This window comes from Mycobacterium gallinarum, assembly GCF_010726765.1.
GTDB lineage: Bacteria > Actinomycetota > Actinomycetes > Mycobacteriales > Mycobacteriaceae > Mycobacterium > Mycobacterium gallinarum.
The window spans coordinates 4,259,747-4,274,783 of the sequence record NZ_AP022601.1; the positions used below are offsets into that span (position 1 = coordinate 4,259,747).

The window sequence follows — 15,037 nt, forward strand, 5'->3', positions numbered from 1 at the left end:
CCGGAGGCCTTGCGCCACTACCTGGCGGTGCGCTCGGCGACGCGCGGCGATGGAAGTCGGCGGTGGACCGATTCGATCGCCCGCCGAAGTCCGGGGACGAAAACAGCCGGCTGCAAGGTGCACCCCGCGTGGCCGGCCTCGACCGTCACCATCTCGGCGTCAGGTATGTGAGTTGCCAGCCACTTCTGCCGCTGGACGCCGAATGCTCGATCTTTGGCAGTCACCAGAACCGATGTGGGGACATCGATATCGCCGACCCATGTCGTCGAATCGAACCGGACCACCTCGGCGATCGCGCGGGTGATGCCCCCCGGCGAGGTGGCGCGGAACTGACTCAACACCCACTGATGATCGGGGAGCAGTCCACCCGTCACCGCTGCCGAGGGCCCGCAGCGGCGGGGCGTCGGGCCGAGTGCCTCGATCAGCGAGGCGAACAAGCCGGTGGCCAACCGTTCGTAGCGAGCGCGGCTAACGGCTGCCGCAGCGGCGCACAGCACCAGTCCGTCAACCCGCTCGCGATGTCGTTTCCACACCAGTTGCGCGACGAGCGACCCCATCGAGTAGCCGACCGGCACGAAACTGCGGATGCCCAGGGCATCGGCGACTGCCGCGACGTCGTCAGCACAGTCCTCGAGCAGGACGCGGGGCGCCGAGATACCTTGCCCGTGGCAGCGCTGGTCGAACACCACGACGCGGCCGAACTCACGCACCACGTCCAAGGCGGGGTACCACGTCATGAGCCCCGTGCAGGCCAGCGAATGCAGCAGCAGGTGCGCCGGGCCGTCCGATGGCCCCGAGTCATAGACATACGTGCTGCCCCGATTGGGCAGATCAATGACCCGCCCTTCCGGAATCCGACCGACCGGTGCCAGCGCGGGCACCTTCGGCAGCCGCGGCAGCGTAAGACCTCGAAGAGGCCGGGAGCCATTGATGGCTCCATTCAAACACTCTGGAGAAGCCGAACCGGGTTCATCGGCCGCGAAATCGGAGAAGCAGCCTGGTCCAGACGGCCTGCGCGTTCACACCGAGGGGGCTCGCCGAGGTGTTGGGCTGGCGCTGCTGGCGGCAGCGGTGGTCGTAGGCAGGTTTACCGCCGGACAATTGAGCGATCCCGTGTTGGCGGTGGCGCTCGCATTCGCTGGTGGCGCGGTGCTGGCGTCACTAGCCGACACGCTGATGCCCGAAGCGTTCGAACATGGCCGGCCACTCAACGCGTTCGCCACCGCGGGCGGATTCTTCCTGTCCTTCATCCTCGCCGGCTGAATCCGGTGAACCGCCGCGCCTCGTTGTCATGCGATCGGGGATCTCCGGCGAACGAATTTACGCGCGACGCAGTTTCGTCGACCTTGCTTGCGGGCATCTGCGTGGCGAGGCCCGGAGCGCTGGGTCACCGACAAGGCGTGAGGACGTGAGGCTGTGACAGGACCCGACCGCAGCTCGCCAGGACCGTCGATCATCGGCGTCTTGGTGGGGCGCCGCCGTCGATGAACGACCAGGCCGAAATGACGCGTGGGCCGTCGTGGCTCAAGTGGTGGATCGGGGCGATTGGTGGGCTGCTGGCCGGCCTGTTGGTGAGTCGATGGCGGAATCGGTCGCCCAGAGACTCGGTCACCGGGCTGGGCGCCACGTCCGTCGAGAGAACGCTGACCGCACCTGCCCACCCCGCACCTGACCGTGATCTTCCCGAACCCGACGCCAATGAAGACACCAAAGATGCCCCTGACCCCGAAGACCCCTCCAAGCCAGATTCACCCACCGATCTCAAGAAGCGTTCGGTGTTGTTCGTGCTCCGCAAAACAGCACGAGAGTTCAGCACCGATCAGTGCACCGACCTGGCCGCAGCCCTGACGTATTACGCCGTGCTCTCGCTGTTCCCCGCCTTGGTGGTCGTGGTCTCCCTTCTCGGCGTGTTCGGTCAGGGGCAGCGCACTACCGAGGCGGTCTTGCAAATCGTGGACGACCTCGGCCCGGCCTCAGCGGTTGACACGCTGCGCGCCCCGATTCAGCAATTGGTCGAGTCCCCGTCTGCCGGTTTCGCGCTGATCGTCGGTATCGCCGGCGCGTTGTGGTCGGCGTCGGGTTACATCGGCGCCTTCGGTCGCGCCATGAACCGCATATATGAAGTGGAAGAAGGCCGACCGGTCTGGAAGTTGCGGCCGATTCAGTTGGCGGTGACCCTGGTCGGGCTCGTCGCCGTGGCCGTGGTGGCGTTCATGCTCGCGGTCAGCGGACCGCTCGCCCAAGCGGTCGGCGACGCCATCGGAGCAGGCGAGGTCGCGCTGACGGCCTGGAACATCGGGCGCTGGCCGATCGTCCTGATCTTCGTGATCTTGGCGGTCGCCGTCTTGTATTACTCCTCCCCCAACGTCAAGCAACCAAAGTTCCGGTGGATCAGCATCGGGGCCGGGGTGGCGATACTGGTCTGGGTTCTGGCGTCGGTCGGGTTCGGCTTCTATGTCGCCAACTTCGGCAGCTACAACAAGACCTATGGTGCGCTGGCCGGCGTCATCGTCTTCCTACTCTGGTTGTGGATCACCAATTTGGCATTGCTCTTCGGAGCTGAACTGGACGCGGAACTCGAACGCGGCCGCCAACTGCAGGCAGGCATCCGTGCCGAACGCGACTTGCAATTGCCGCCCCGCGACAGCCGGGTCGCCCTTAAGAATCAGGCCAAAGAAGAACAGGACGTCGAACGTGGCCGGGCCTTACGTGAATCCCGCGGCCAAGACGACCGATAGGCCCGACCATCCACGTCCGCAAGCTCACGCGGGGCGACTCGAAACGGTCAGCGAGACGAGCTCTGCGTATTCACCCAGCGCCACTGTCGGGTGGAGCATTCCTGGGCATCGGGAACGCGATCCCGCACTGCCGCAACCACACCCGGCCACCACTGCTCGTCGTAGTCGTCCCCGGAGAGCCATCCGCCCGGCGCCACCTTCGGTAGCCAGCCGTCAATGTCGGCGAGCACGCTGTCGTACTCGTGGCGGGCGTCGAGGTGAACCCAGGCCAGGGACCCGTCGGCGAAGAGCGCGGCGGCCGCCGGTGACGAGCTGACCAAGAGGTGTACTCGGTCGGCGAAACCACACGCGATGACGTTGCGGTGCAACTGCCCGGCCAGAGTGCCGCCCCCATCGGCGACGGCGGCGGCATGAGAGTCCTTGTCCGCGGTACCCTCGCGTCCGCTGCCGCGGCAGTAGTCGACGCCGACCACGGTGAAGTCGCGATTCGCCTCGCGCACCACCTCGGCCAGTGAACACAGACTGCGACCCAGGTAGGAGCCGACCTCGACGAACGTGCTGCCGTCCGCGAAGGTGGTCACCGCCTCCTCCTGCAGGTCACGCCAGCCGAACCAGCCGTGGATCTGCGACCAGTGCGATATCGGTGCCGTGAGGTCTTCGGCCTGTGGATTCACGTGTCAGATCCTTTCGGCAGGACCCGAGGGTACCGTCAGTTCCCAAACTCGTTGTCACTGCGCGGTTCTTGCGGAGCGCTCACGCAGAGCGTCACACATGTGTTCACTGTTTTGTCTTATCTCGTGCTGTCTTTATCGACGCTTCGTGAGGGACCGACCCCTTGTCTCCTGCGTCGTTCAGGCGGTCGCGTGGCGATACTCGACAGGCAGTCGTCACCAGCATGAGTCAGTACAGTCGAAATCATCATGGTAAAGAAGCCCAGCATTCGGCGATTGGCGCTCGTTCTAATGGTGTTGGTAACGAGCGTTGCCCTCGGATCGGCTACCGCCGTGGCCGACGAACTCGGTGACTATCGGTGGGAACGTCGCCCTCTGCTGGTGTTCGCGCCGACAGACAGCGATCCTCGGGTCGTTGAAACGCTTGGGCGAATCGAGGCCAGTCGATGCGACTTTGTCAGCCGTGACATGGTGCTTGGCCTGGTGGTCACCGAGGGCAACAGCACGCTAGATGGCCAAGCCATCAACGCCGATGAGTCACAACGGCTTAGAGACCGGCATGCGATCGGCGAGAACGCCTTCAGCGTGGTGTTGATCGGAAAGGATGGCGGCGAAAAGCTGCGCGTCAACGAGGTACCGGACCTCTCCGTAATCTTTGCCGTGATCGATGGCATGCCCATGCGAAGCCGCGAGATGAACGCCAACCCGAGTCGGTGTTGATGTCAGCGCGGCGCGGGTACCGACGTGGGCGAGTCAGCGTGTTGTTCGCCTGCTTGGCGTTTCTGACGGTGTCATGCGGAAGCACTGGGCGAACAGTCGATGCAGACGAGACGACGAACGTGGCGCAGACTCCCCAATCGTCCCCGCAAGCACCCCGGCCAGAAGCACCTGGCGCCGTTCTGGTCGACCTCGACGACGCCGGCGAGGTGGCCACCTGGACCACGGTCAACGACCCCGTGATGGGCGGCATGTCCACCTCGAGAATCGCGTTCGCCGATGGTGGTCTCGTGTTCTCCGGCAACATCTCGCTGCAGAACAACGGCGGATTCGCCTCGGCCCGCAGTCCGCAGGATCCCGATATCGGCTTACGAGCAGCGGGCGCGAAGTCGCTGCGCGTGCACGCGGTGGGCGACGGTAAGACCTACCTATTGAAGGTGGGCACTGCGGGGCAGCCATGGTCCTACGTCCAGCGCTTCGCGACCGAGGCCGCCGTTCAGCGGATCTACGATCTGCCCGTTGAGGGCTTCGAGCCGGTTGGCATGCGACTCGATCCCGCACCCGACGCGCCGCAGACTTTGGACCCGTCACGCATCAGCCAGGTGTCGCTCTACATTCTCGACAAGCAGCAGGGCCCCTTCGAACTCACTGTCAGCAAGATCGACGCCACCTCCTGATTACCCCTCCCACAACATGTTCCATGGCGACTGCGTCGTCGGAGGCCGACGTGGGAGCGGTAATCCGCGCCGCTGACCGCATTCGGCCCGCCATCGGGACAGCGGTGGCGGGCCGAATGGTGGATGACGGGATCAGCGATGACGGTCGACGTTCTCCAAAATGGTGGGCAGCAAGCGCAGGGATATTCATGTGGGATGGCGCATAAGTGTACTAACGGCGTAAACAGTTCTGCGCATTGTGCTAACCGGGCGCGGGTCCGCTGCGCGCTGCGGTGCCGGCGGTCGTGAACGCGTGAACTAGCTTCGGCCCACTGCGATTCGAGACACAGGGATGGGCTTTGCAGCCAGTGCCCCGCCAGAAAAGGTGGCCCGATACTCGGAAGGGGACACATCGACGATCCTGCGGAAGTGCAGCCGCAGGTTCGATCCGGTTCCGAGGCCGACCTGATCCGCGATCTGGTCGACGGACAGCCGCGTGCTCTCCAGAAGCTCTCGGGCGGCGTCGACCCGAGCGCGCAAGATCCACTGCAACGGAGTGCTGCCGGTCTCTTCGGCGAAGCGACGCAGGAACGTACGCGGCGACATTCGCGCGTGCGCCGCGAGATCATCGATAGTAAGCGGCTGGTCGAGCCGCGCCATGACCCATTCGCGGGTCGCGGCCAGAGTGTCACCGCGGGGCGCGGAGCTGTTCTTCGGCAGATACTGGGCTTGCCCTCCGCTTCGATGGGGCGCAGTCACGAGGCCGCGGGCAATCTCGTTCGCCGCGGTGACACCGAGGTCGCGTCGCACGATGTGCAGGCACAGGTCGAGTCCGGCGGCGGCACCCGCCGAGGTGAGGACGGGTCCTTCGTCGACGAAGAGCACGTTCGGCTCGACCGTGATCTCGGGGTATCGCTCCGCCAGCTGCTCGGCCGCGTCCCAGTGCGTCGTCGCACGGAGACCGTCAAGCAGGCCGGCATCGGCGAGGGCGAAGGCGCCGTAGCAGATCGACGCGATCCGCACGCCGCGCGATGCCGCGCTCCGAAGTGCTTCGTGCACCTTTGTCGGTACCTGTCGACCCGCCGGTGCGTAGCCCGGGACGATGATCGTGTCGGCTCCGGCCAGCGCCTCCAAGCCGCGAGAGACGGCGTACCCGAAGCCCCCGTGAGCCGGCACCGTTCCAGCATCAACCCCGCAGAGCGAAACGTCATAGGGAAACCCCGTCTCGGGATGGAACACCTCCGCCGGGATGCCGACGTCCAGGGGAAGAGCACCGTCGAGCACGAGGACCACAACGTGATGGGGTCGGCTCACCACAGGAACGCCTCGCTGTCACTATCCTCGCGCATATTGGCAATCTTGCCACTGGAGCATGCATCGCCGATACCGAACACTGAGAGGACATCCGTTCGGGCGCGGTCGCGCCGACACTCCAGATGGGGAGTTCTGATCATTGCTGACACCATGAAGGCCGTCGTCCTCGCCCGTTTCGGCGGTGCGGACGCTTTCGAACTGCGCGCCGTCCCCGTACCGAATGTCCAACCCCGCCAGGTGCGGGTGCGCGTCCATGCGACCGCCGTCAACCCGCTCGACTTTCAGATCCGTCGCGGAGACTACGCAGACTACGTCCCTCTCCCTGCGATCATCGGACACGACATCTCCGGCGTGATCGAGGAAGTCGGTTCTCACGTGACCGAGTTCCGCGTTGGCGACGAGGTCTACTACACACCCCAGATCTTTGGCGGCGCCGGTTCGTATGCCGAACAACACGTTGCCGACGTCGATCTGGTCGGCCGGAAGCCGGAGAATCTCAGCCACCTCGAGGCGGCCAGCCTGACACTCGTCGGCGGGACAGTGTGGGAGGCCCTCGTGACGCGAGCTCAGCTCACCGTGGGTGAGACCATCCTCATCCACGGCGGTGCGGGGGGCGTCGGCTCGATCGCGATCCAGATCGCGAAGGCGATGGGCGCACGGGTCATCACCACCGCGAAAGCGGCCGACCATGACATCGTGCGCTCGCTCGGAGCGGATGCGACGATTGACTTCACGACGATCGACTACGTGGACGCCGTTTCTGAGATGACGCGAGGCCAGGGAGTCGACGTCGTCTTCGATACCATCGGCGGCGACGCGCTCACGAGAAGTCCACTGACGCTTGCAGACTCCGGTCGCGTCGTCAGTATCGTCGACATCGCGCAGCCGCAGAATCTCATCGAGGCGTGGGGCAAGAACGCCGCCTATCATTTCGTCTTCACTCGGCAGAACCGCGGCAAGCTGGACGCACTCACCAACCTGATCGAGCGCGGTCTCGTGAAACCGGTCATCGGCGCGACCCTGCCGCTCGCGAGGATGGGCGAGGCTCATGAGCTCCTGGAAAATCGACGGTCGTACACACTTCACGGAAAGGTCGCGATCGACGTGGCAGGCGACACTGTCGCCCTGCCCGCTCGCGCCTAGTGGGCCGACGTTGCACAATCGACCCCTGTGTCGGCGGACGGAGACCTCCGCCCAGCGGTTCATTTCAAACGAGTTCGACGAGTGTGTCCGTGTTGTCGGCCACTGCTCCGAACGTTGCGTGGACACGGATCTGTCGGTCGACAGATCCGTATGTCGCACAGACGATTCCGCAGGCTTGGGTGTCGATTCGGCTGGAGATCACCGGCGAGCGTTGCATGAGCGCGACACCGGTTTCGACGATGTGTGCTGCGGCGACCGACTCGACTGAGTCGGCGGGTGTACCGCGGCTTACGACAGACAGGAGCGCGTGTTCGACGGCGGGGCGCATCGCCCCGTCGGGCATTTCGGCGGTTTCCCATGCGCGTAATGCTGCATGCATGGCCGGGCAGTCGTCGTGGCCGAGGGCAACGATCAGCGGAACCTCAAGCGTCTCAACGGCGTACTCGATGCTGCCCAGCACGCTGGTGTCGAGGAGATGCCCCCAGGTACTGATGTCGATCAGCGAACCCGAGGGCTGGCTGAACACCTCTTCGTTGGAGAAGTGGATGTCGGAGCATCGGAAGACCGCGGCGATGGGTTGATTTGGTAGCTGCCCGAACAAACTTCGGTTGCCCGCGCGTAGTTGCTCCCAGGCGAGAAGTGGGGTGGTCATGGTGGTGTCCTTTCCTTTGTTGTCAGTTGAAATACTCGGGGCGGCTGACATAGGTTTCTGTCACGAACATCACGCCCGATGAAGCGTCCAGAAGCGGACGCAGACCGGCGAGCAGTGCCTCGACTTTGCTGTCGGGCACCACGGTGATGATCAGTTCGAGGGTGGCCTGCTGGTTGAACAACAGTCGGCCTTGGTGGAAACCGTGATGACCAAGACCGGAGACACCCGACAGGCTGGTGTAGCCGGTGGCGCCGACGCTACCGATGAGTTCTCGGACGGCCGGCGCATCGTTTCCGGTCACGACGACCTCTATCTTCGTCATTTTGGTGAGAACAGGTGTCATCCGATCATCTCCTCGTTGTAAACGGTTTCACGACAATGGGTTTCGGCCCAGTCCTGCCAGCCGGCTCGAGTCCAGCGTTGCCAAGGGTCGGTGGCTTGTTCGCGGGCGGCCAAGCAGACCCAGTCGTTACCGAACATCTGTTGCAGAATGGGACTGCGCGCGACGACCACGTCGATGCGTTCAAGAGGTGCCTGCACGATCGCGAGTAACCGTTGCGGCTCGTGCACAAGGCGGTCCTGATGTGCGACCGACTGCCACGGAAGGCCCAGGCGTAAGTCGCCGACGTGGCCGGCGACGACTCCGGCGTTTCCGACGACGTTGTGCACAGTCTTGGTGCCTGCGCCGAATACATCGGGGGCGACGGTGGAGAAGTAGTACTGGCAGTTGATCCATTGAGCCACCACGAGTGGCGCGGTGAGGATCGTTTCCAGTGCAGTGCCGTCGGGGTCGATGGCGGCGTCGTAGGAGTGCAGGAAGGTGCGTCGTTGTAGGTCGATGCCGCGGGTCAGTTCCCTTGGCGCGATGATGAATGCGGCGTTTCCCGCCAGCGCCCATTCGGGGTAGACCTGGGCCCAGTCCACCGATCGGCGTCCGACGTGTCGTCCCGCGGCGCGCGGTGACATGCTGCGGGCGCCGGGCAGTGTGGTGCAGCGTTCGGCGGCCAGGGCACGGCCGGCGCGGGCGAGGTCGGCTTCGAGACGGTCGATATCGGCGCGGTGGCTGGGGGGAATGAGGTGGGTGTCCAGCACGGTGACCCGATCGGTGGCCGTGTCATGTAGAGCCGCCACGACGCGGGTGTGTTCGGGTATGGCGATGCCCATCGAGCGCAATTCGCTGCGCACATCGGCCTGGTTGAGGATCAGCGCGGCGGTGCGCGCGTTAGGACCGCCGCCTTGACCGCCACAGGCGCCGCAGTCCAGCGACGCCTGGTAAGGATTGTTCTCGGTGACGCTGTGGTGGCCGCACAACACGATCAGGCGACCGAACTCTGCTGTCAGTCCGATGGTTTTGAGGGTCACTTGCGCGAAAAGAACCCGTTCGGCGAGCGACATAGATTCCACGTTCAGTTGAGTCTTTGCGGAGGGCGCTATTGCGTTACGCAGCGTGCGCCGTAGGTTGCCGACGGCGGTGGGGGTCAGGGTTTTGGCGACCGACAGTGGGGCCGCGATCCAGCCGGCGGCTTCGGCGAGAACATAGGGCGCTGCCAGCGACTCCTTTGCGGCGTGAAAAGCTGATTCGACCCCGGCCAGGTCCCTGGTTCCCGTTACTTGGCGGGCGGCTTCGCTGTTGGCTCTGGGTGCCGGTTGCTCGGCCACGTGATGCCTGGGCGCGATCAGCACCGGGCACAGGTCGGCCGGTTCTCCACCCAACAGATCGCTGAATCGGATGGCCACGGCGAAGAAGCCGGCGAACCCGAAGGTCTGATATCCGCCGCACGCTTCGAGGCGCCGACGCAGTCCCTCCGAGCGGGTGTCTATACAGGTGACGAAGTGCGTATGTGCGGGGGGCGAGGCGGGCGGCCGATGCGATTGCAGCTTGCCCAGTAGCTGGTCGCGGTAATGGTCCTCGAAGGCGCTCTGCCACACGATGACTCGAACAGGAACCGGTGCTGCGGACAGAATTCGCGCGGCTGTGACGATCTCGTTGTCCGTCGCCTCAGTGATGCCCCACACGCGCAGCAGGTGCTCGACGCGCTGCCTGGCGGTTGGCGTCGCTTGCCCCGGGGGCGCTGTCGCACCTTGCCAATTGTGGTCCTGCATAAGCGCCGCTTCGTAACTCAACCGCATCGCCTGGTACTGCAACAGGTCGATGCCGACGCCTCGGTCACCGCACCATTGCACATGCGCAGCCCAGCCGGGCAGTCGCGTCAAATGGGCTTGCAGATAGGTGATCCGGGCGTCGTCGTCGACTCCGAGGGCGTCCAGTGCTTGTAGCGCGGCGTCGTCGGGCCGTTCGGCGACGCAGCGCAGCGCGGCGCGCGCGGACCGCGGCAGAGTCCGGTCGCCGGGCGCGAGGGTGCGCCACGCCGCGTAGAAGCCAAGTTCTCGCCCGGGCATCGGCCAGCTTGCGTGGCCCAGGAACGCCGCCGACCACTTCGAGGTGAGCGCGTCGACGGTGTCGGCCACGTCGGGGGCGAGTTCCTCAGCGCGCAGGCGGTAGCGCCGGATCGGGTCTGGGCACGGCTGGCCGTGCAGCAGATCGGCCCGCAGCAGATCGGTGGCGGTGAGGGTGCGCTCGGCCAGTCGCAGATCGGGTTCCTCGGCCAGGATCGGGTAACGACGCAGCAGCGCCTTGTCCAGATCGGTGTCGGTGATCCGTCCGCGGCGGTACAGGGAGCGAAAGGTGCTTTCCGGCAGAGTGCCGGGCGTTCCGTATAAGTCGCCCGCCCGCCGGATGGCCTGTTCGAACGGCATGTCCTGCAGACCTGCGAGAGGGTTGACGGCGATGAACGTGCTCAGCGGGTAGTGGGTGGGTAGCACACGTGCAGACAGCCGGATATCGCTGCGAAGCCGGGCGCGGCGGGAATCGGTTGAGGTCGAGGCGGTTTCGGTCATCGGCGCGCTCCTGATGTGGTGGGGTTGATGGTTCCAACGCTGAGGGCATTGGTGTAGACGAGGCGGTGCGCAGGGTTGGCCGGAGAAGACATCCGCACACCCGCAAGGGCAGCGAGCAGGATCACCGCCGTCCCGACGACCGCCCACACGACGGGTGGCGGAACTGTGGCGGCGGGCAGTGCCGGGGCGAGAAAAGCGCTGACCGCGTTGATGATTGCGACATAGGCGAAGGCGGCAAGCAGCAGAAAAGCCGCGGCACTGAGCGCGCCGGTGACGTCGGGCCGGCGTTGCAGCCAACCCCAGGTGACGGCGGCCCCGGTCACCCACGCGAACAACAGCAGGGCCTGTTCGGCGTGGTGAGGGGTCCCGCTGGGAACCAGCAGCGTAGCGACGTACAGCGTGATCGCCGGCAAGGCGAGCGCGCAGACCGCGGACAGCCATCGGCGACGTCCGGTCATCCGGGGCGCGGCCGGCAGTGCGGCGTGCCGACGGCCACGCGCGATCGCCGAACCAGAGGACAAGAACAGGGTGGCCTTGTAGAAGCCGTGGGCAATCAGGTGTAACACCGTGGCCGCCCACAGACCCAGTCCGCAGGTCAACATCATGAAACCCATCTGGGCCATCGTCGAATAGGCAAGTGCGCCTTTGATGTCCGGCTTGACAAGCATGATGGCCGCGCCGACGGCCATGGTGGCGGCTCCGGCAGTGACGATGAGGACGGCCGCTAACGCGGGACTGGGCAGCGGGCTCAGTCTGACCAACAGAATTCCGCCGGCGTTGACGACCCCGGCGTGCAGCAGCGCAGATACCGGTGTGGGCGCGGCCAAGGTGGCCGGCAGCCAGCGGTGAAAGGGGATCTGCGCCGAGCGCGATAAGGCAGCGATCACGATCAGGATGGCGACGACCCCCGCTACCGGCCCCCCAATCTGGGCGGTGACACCGTCGCTCAGGGCGACAGAGCCTGTGGAAAGACTGATCAGTGCAACAGCCACCCACAGTGCCGCATCACCGATCAAGAATGTCGTGGTGGCACGGCGGACGCCGTCGCGTGCGCTAGGGAGCTCCCGGTAGGTTCCCAACAGCAGGCACAGCGCGACGCCGGCCACCGTCCAACCAACTGCGATGCCCACCAGCGTGGAAGCGCTGACCAACACTGCAGACGCGGCGGTGAGAAGACTGGCCCCGCCGGTGAACCACCCGGCTCGTAGATCCCCCGCCAGGTAACGGATTGCGAACGCCTGCGCCACGGTGCTCACACCGAAGATCAACAAGAACATGACGGCGGCGAGTCGGTCGGCGGTGATGATCGCTACGCCTGCGCCTACCGAGGCGACCTCGCCCCGCGCTGCACCAAAAGTCAGCAATGCGGCGAGGACAAAACCACACCCCGCCGCCGAAGCGCCCAGACGCGCGGTCAACACCGGCGCCCGCCGGCCCAACACCACCGACGTCACGGCCATCAGCAGAGGTGCCGCCACCAGTGCGGCCAATGCCGCCGACTCAGTCCACATCCACATGCGAAATAAATTACGTGTAATGTGGTGCATGTGTCAACGTTCGCGATAAAGTCGACGTGTCGAGGCGGGTCGCCGGATCCGTCGCTCTACAAGTTGCCTACGCTGCAACTCCTGACGATCGCCCGGTGAGCTACTCGGTCCCTAAACGAATTGTATTTCGTGTGTTAGTCTTCCTATGTAGGTGGTGACAGGTGAAGATGGTTTGCACAGGAGACCCATCGGACGTCGATTGGCTTCTGGGCTCCCCGTCAAATCGACTGCCAAGGGCAGTTCCTAACGAAAGGTGCATGTACTGATGACCGACGCGGTAGTCGTTCCGGTGTGGGGCTGGGTCGCGCTGACGGTGGCGATCGGCCTGATGCTGGCAATCGACTTGTTCACGCACCGCGACAACCACGTGATCGGATTTCGCGAGGCCGCTGCGTGGTCGGCGATCTGGATCGCCGCCGGATTGGGCTTCGGCGCGATCGTGTGGTGGGCCTACGGCGGCGAGGTCGCAGGCACCTACTACGCCGGCTACCTCATCGAGAAGGCGCTCTCGGTCGACAATGTGTTCGTCTTCGCGCTGATCTTCACCTACTTCGCTGTCCCTGACCGCTATCAACACAAGGTTCTGTTCTGGGGCGTTGTCGGGGCACTGCTGTTTCGGCTCGTCTTCATCTTCGTCGGTGCCGAGCTGCTGACGGCGTTCTTCTGGACCGCTTACCTTTTCGGCGCATTCTTGCTCTATACCGCCTACAAGATGGCGTTCCAGCACGATGAAGATCTTGAACCGGACAAGAACCTGCTGGTGCGGCTGGTGCGCCGAGTGCTGCCAACCGACCCGAATTATCACGGAGACCGCTTCTTCACCCGCGTCAACGGAAAGCGCGTTGCCACACTGTTATTCGTCGTGCTCATCGCTGTCGAGGCCACCGATCTGATCTTCGCCTTGGATTCTGTGGCCGCGGTGTTGGCGATTACTACCAGCACTTTCATCGTATGGACCGCCAACGCCTTCGCCGTGTTGGGGCTGCGCAGTCTGTACTTCTGTCTTTCCGGACTGCTGCGCAGATTCACCCACCTGCACTACGGCTTGGCCGTCCTGCTCGCGTTCGCTGGCGTCAAACTCATTCTCTCCGAGACACCGGTGGGCAAGCTGCCCATCCCGTTGACCCTGGGCGTCATCGTCGTCACTCTCACAGCCTCGATTGTGTGGAGCCTGCTGGCCACCCGCACCGAGCCCACGGATGACCACCACGCGGCGGCCGATGACACGGTGCGGGCACCGCGCGACACCACCTGATCCACTACACGGCAGCCTCGCCGACCTGATCGTCGTACGGGTCGGCGAGGTGCTACCGGCGAGGCTTCGATACTCGCCCAAACCCGTTGGGCATATCGCCCTGCATGGGCTCATCACCGGGATCGCTTTGTCACTCGTCGGTGCCGCGCCGCAGCGCCCACCGTCGACGCCCCACTGACGGCGCTGAGCATCGCCGTCACCGCCCTGCTGGAGAATCAACCAGGACCTCTATCCTGCGGCTGATTGCCGAAATCCTCTCGGCGCAAACCACTCCCGAAGCTGTCGGCTCCTCACCGCCGCCGCAGGGTCAGTGCCAGTTGTGTGCCCTCGGGGAGCTGCCCCGTCGGGAGTAAAGCAATCCAGCCGCCACGGCCGAGCACAATTTCGATCAGCTCATCGACCACGTCGTCGATGACGTCGGGGTGGTCGACGTCGTCCGCTGGTATCAGGCTGTCACCGTCTGGCGCGAGACGCGCAGGGTAGAAGAAGTCCTCCTCCACAGCGAGCATTTCGGGTCTTTCCCAGCGGGCGGCCATCCATGCGGAGCCGATATCGCGCAACACGAGGCCTTCATTGGCGCGTCGTTCGATGAGCTCGAGAGCTTCCTGCGTGCGGGACCGGAGATACCCGCTGAGCACCGGCCGAATGAGGTCACTAAGCGTGGCAGCCGAGGTGTTGAGGTGATTGCCGGTGATGAGTCCGGCGAGCCGCGACATGTTGCGCGACATCCGGCGAAATTTCGAGCCGGTCGGCTCGGCGGCAATCAGCACCAGCGGCATGGGGTTCAGCCGTAACGCGGCACCCAACGCGCGGTCGACCCTCCGCAGGAAGTCGTCGTAGCGCTCGGAATCTCGCCCGCCATGCTTGCTGTAGGTGCGGCGGTACACAGGGAAGGCGTTGCCCGGGGCGGGCCTCAACACAGTTCCGTTCCCGTGCAATAGTCGCGCCTCGTCGAGCGACAGCAGAAGCACCGTGTGGCGTGGGGAATGCTGCAGGCTGCGCACAAGATCTCGGGTGGCGAACGTTGGATCGATGACGCACCGATCGACGACCGGGACAGGAAGCGTCACCCGACACTGATGGGCGGGGCTGGCAAAAAGGGCTACCGCGCGGTCGCAACGTTCGCCGGCAGCCCGAGAAATCATGTCTGACAATGCGTCCAGAATTGGATGGCGGTCCTCGATCGCCTCGTCTCGCAGTCGCTGCTCCGCGTCGGCGGTCAGGCGCAATAGCTTTGCCAGGTCATTCTTTTCGAGCCGAGGCCCCGGTGTGGTGTTGGCCAACAGCGAGATGCTGGGATAGGCGCGCATCGCCTGCAGGACGGTCACGGTATCGGCGTTCAGCTGGGCCGCTACGCCGCCTCGGAAGCTGCGCAGCGCCGGTGACGGATCGGCCGAGATCGTGGTGTTGGGGGTGTCATCGGTCAGACTCACGGGTTTCCCATCT

At 64.8% G+C, this 15,037-nt stretch carries 14 protein-coding genes; 6 read left to right on the forward strand and 8 right to left on the reverse strand.

Annotated elements, in window-relative coordinates; all coding sequences use genetic code 11:
* Positions 1-17 precede the first annotated feature (17 nt).
* Positions 18-881 (reverse strand): alpha/beta fold hydrolase, encoded by an 864-nt coding sequence (locus G6N42_RS21025; RefSeq protein ID WP_232076213.1) that lies wholly within the window; start codon positions 879-881, stop codon positions 18-20.
* Positions 882-930: 49 nt separating this feature from the next.
* On the opposite strand from G6N42_RS21025, the gene G6N42_RS31280 reads away from it, so the two are divergent.
* Together G6N42_RS31280 and G6N42_RS21035 are read left to right on the forward strand one after the other, a co-directional pair.
* Positions 931-1,263 (forward strand): ZIP family metal transporter, encoded by a 333-nt coding sequence (locus G6N42_RS31280; protein ID WP_232076214.1) that lies wholly within the window; start codon positions 931-933, stop codon positions 1,261-1,263.
* A 221-nt stretch (positions 1,264-1,484) separates the two neighbouring features.
* Positions 1,485-2,738, forward strand: coding sequence for a YihY/virulence factor BrkB family protein (locus G6N42_RS21035; RefSeq protein ID WP_232076215.1), 1,254 nt, complete (start codon positions 1,485-1,487; stop codon positions 2,736-2,738).
* A gap of 47 nt (positions 2,739-2,785) precedes the next feature.
* Here G6N42_RS21035 and G6N42_RS21040 read toward each other — a convergent pair whose 3' ends face one another.
* The gene (locus G6N42_RS21040) at positions 2,786-3,412 is read right to left on the reverse strand and encodes a class I SAM-dependent methyltransferase (protein WP_163732335.1); all 627 of its coding nucleotides are present in this window, start codon (positions 3,410-3,412) and stop codon (positions 2,786-2,788) included.
* Between the two features lie 330 nt (positions 3,413-3,742).
* Between G6N42_RS21040 and G6N42_RS21045 the strand changes: the two genes are divergently transcribed.
* Both G6N42_RS21045 and G6N42_RS21050 read left to right on the forward strand, forming a co-directional pair.
* On the forward strand, positions 3,743-4,129 hold the full coding sequence (locus G6N42_RS21045; protein ID WP_232076216.1) for a DUF4174 domain-containing protein: 387 nt from the start codon (positions 3,743-3,745) through the stop codon (positions 4,127-4,129).
* Positions 4,130-4,248: 119 nt separating this feature from the next.
* Positions 4,249-4,803: a CIA30 family protein gene (locus G6N42_RS21050; protein ID WP_232076217.1), complete on the forward strand. Its 555-nt coding sequence runs from the start codon at positions 4,249-4,251 to the stop codon at positions 4,801-4,803.
* A gap of 297 nt (positions 4,804-5,100) precedes the next feature.
* Here the strand turns inward: G6N42_RS21050 and G6N42_RS21055 are convergent, their stop codons facing one another.
* Positions 5,101-6,096: a GlxA family transcriptional regulator gene (locus G6N42_RS21055; RefSeq protein ID WP_163732344.1), complete on the reverse strand. Its 996-nt coding sequence runs from the start codon at positions 6,094-6,096 to the stop codon at positions 5,101-5,103.
* A 150-nt stretch (positions 6,097-6,246) separates the two neighbouring features.
* Between G6N42_RS21055 and G6N42_RS21060 the strand changes: the two genes are divergently transcribed.
* Entirely contained in the window at positions 6,247-7,239 is a 993-nt protein-coding gene (locus tag G6N42_RS21060; RefSeq protein ID WP_232076218.1) for a zinc-dependent alcohol dehydrogenase family protein, read from the forward strand.
* A gap of 64 nt (positions 7,240-7,303) precedes the next feature.
* Here the strand turns inward: G6N42_RS21060 and G6N42_RS21065 are convergent, their stop codons facing one another.
* Genes G6N42_RS21065 through G6N42_RS21080 form a run of 4 tightly spaced genes read right to left on the reverse strand, consistent with a single transcriptional unit; the run spans position 7,304 to position 12,306 of the window.
* Positions 7,304-7,891 (reverse strand): carbonic anhydrase, encoded by a 588-nt coding sequence (locus G6N42_RS21065; protein ID WP_163732346.1) that lies wholly within the window; start codon positions 7,889-7,891, stop codon positions 7,304-7,306.
* A 22-nt stretch (positions 7,892-7,913) separates the two neighbouring features.
* Positions 7,914-8,213 (reverse strand): P-II family nitrogen regulator, encoded by a 300-nt coding sequence (locus G6N42_RS21070; protein WP_232076219.1) that lies wholly within the window; start codon positions 8,211-8,213, stop codon positions 7,914-7,916.
* A gap of 17 nt (positions 8,214-8,230) precedes the next feature.
* Positions 8,231-10,789 carry a DUF2309 domain-containing protein gene (locus tag G6N42_RS21075; RefSeq protein ID WP_163732354.1) on the reverse strand — a complete coding sequence of 853 codons (2,559 nt, stop codon included), beginning with the start codon at positions 10,787-10,789 and terminating at the stop codon, positions 8,231-8,233.
* Positions 10,786-12,306: a proton-conducting transporter transmembrane domain-containing protein gene (locus G6N42_RS21080; protein ID WP_163732356.1), complete on the reverse strand. Its 1,521-nt coding sequence runs from the start codon at positions 12,304-12,306 to the stop codon at positions 10,786-10,788. The genes G6N42_RS21075 and G6N42_RS21080 overlap by 4 nt, the downstream gene beginning before the upstream one ends.
* A 295-nt stretch (positions 12,307-12,601) precedes the next feature.
* Between G6N42_RS21080 and G6N42_RS21085 the strand changes: the two genes are divergently transcribed.
* On the forward strand, positions 12,602-13,591 hold the full coding sequence (locus G6N42_RS21085) for a TerC family protein (protein WP_232076220.1): 990 nt from the start codon (positions 12,602-12,604) through the stop codon (positions 13,589-13,591).
* 290 nt (positions 13,592-13,881) lie between these two features.
* On the opposite strand, the gene G6N42_RS21090 is transcribed toward G6N42_RS21085, so the two are convergent.
* On the reverse strand, positions 13,882-15,024 hold the full coding sequence (locus G6N42_RS21090; protein ID WP_232076221.1) for a baeRF3 domain-containing protein: 1,143 nt from the start codon (positions 15,022-15,024) through the stop codon (positions 13,882-13,884).
* Positions 15,025-15,037 lie beyond the last annotated feature (13 nt).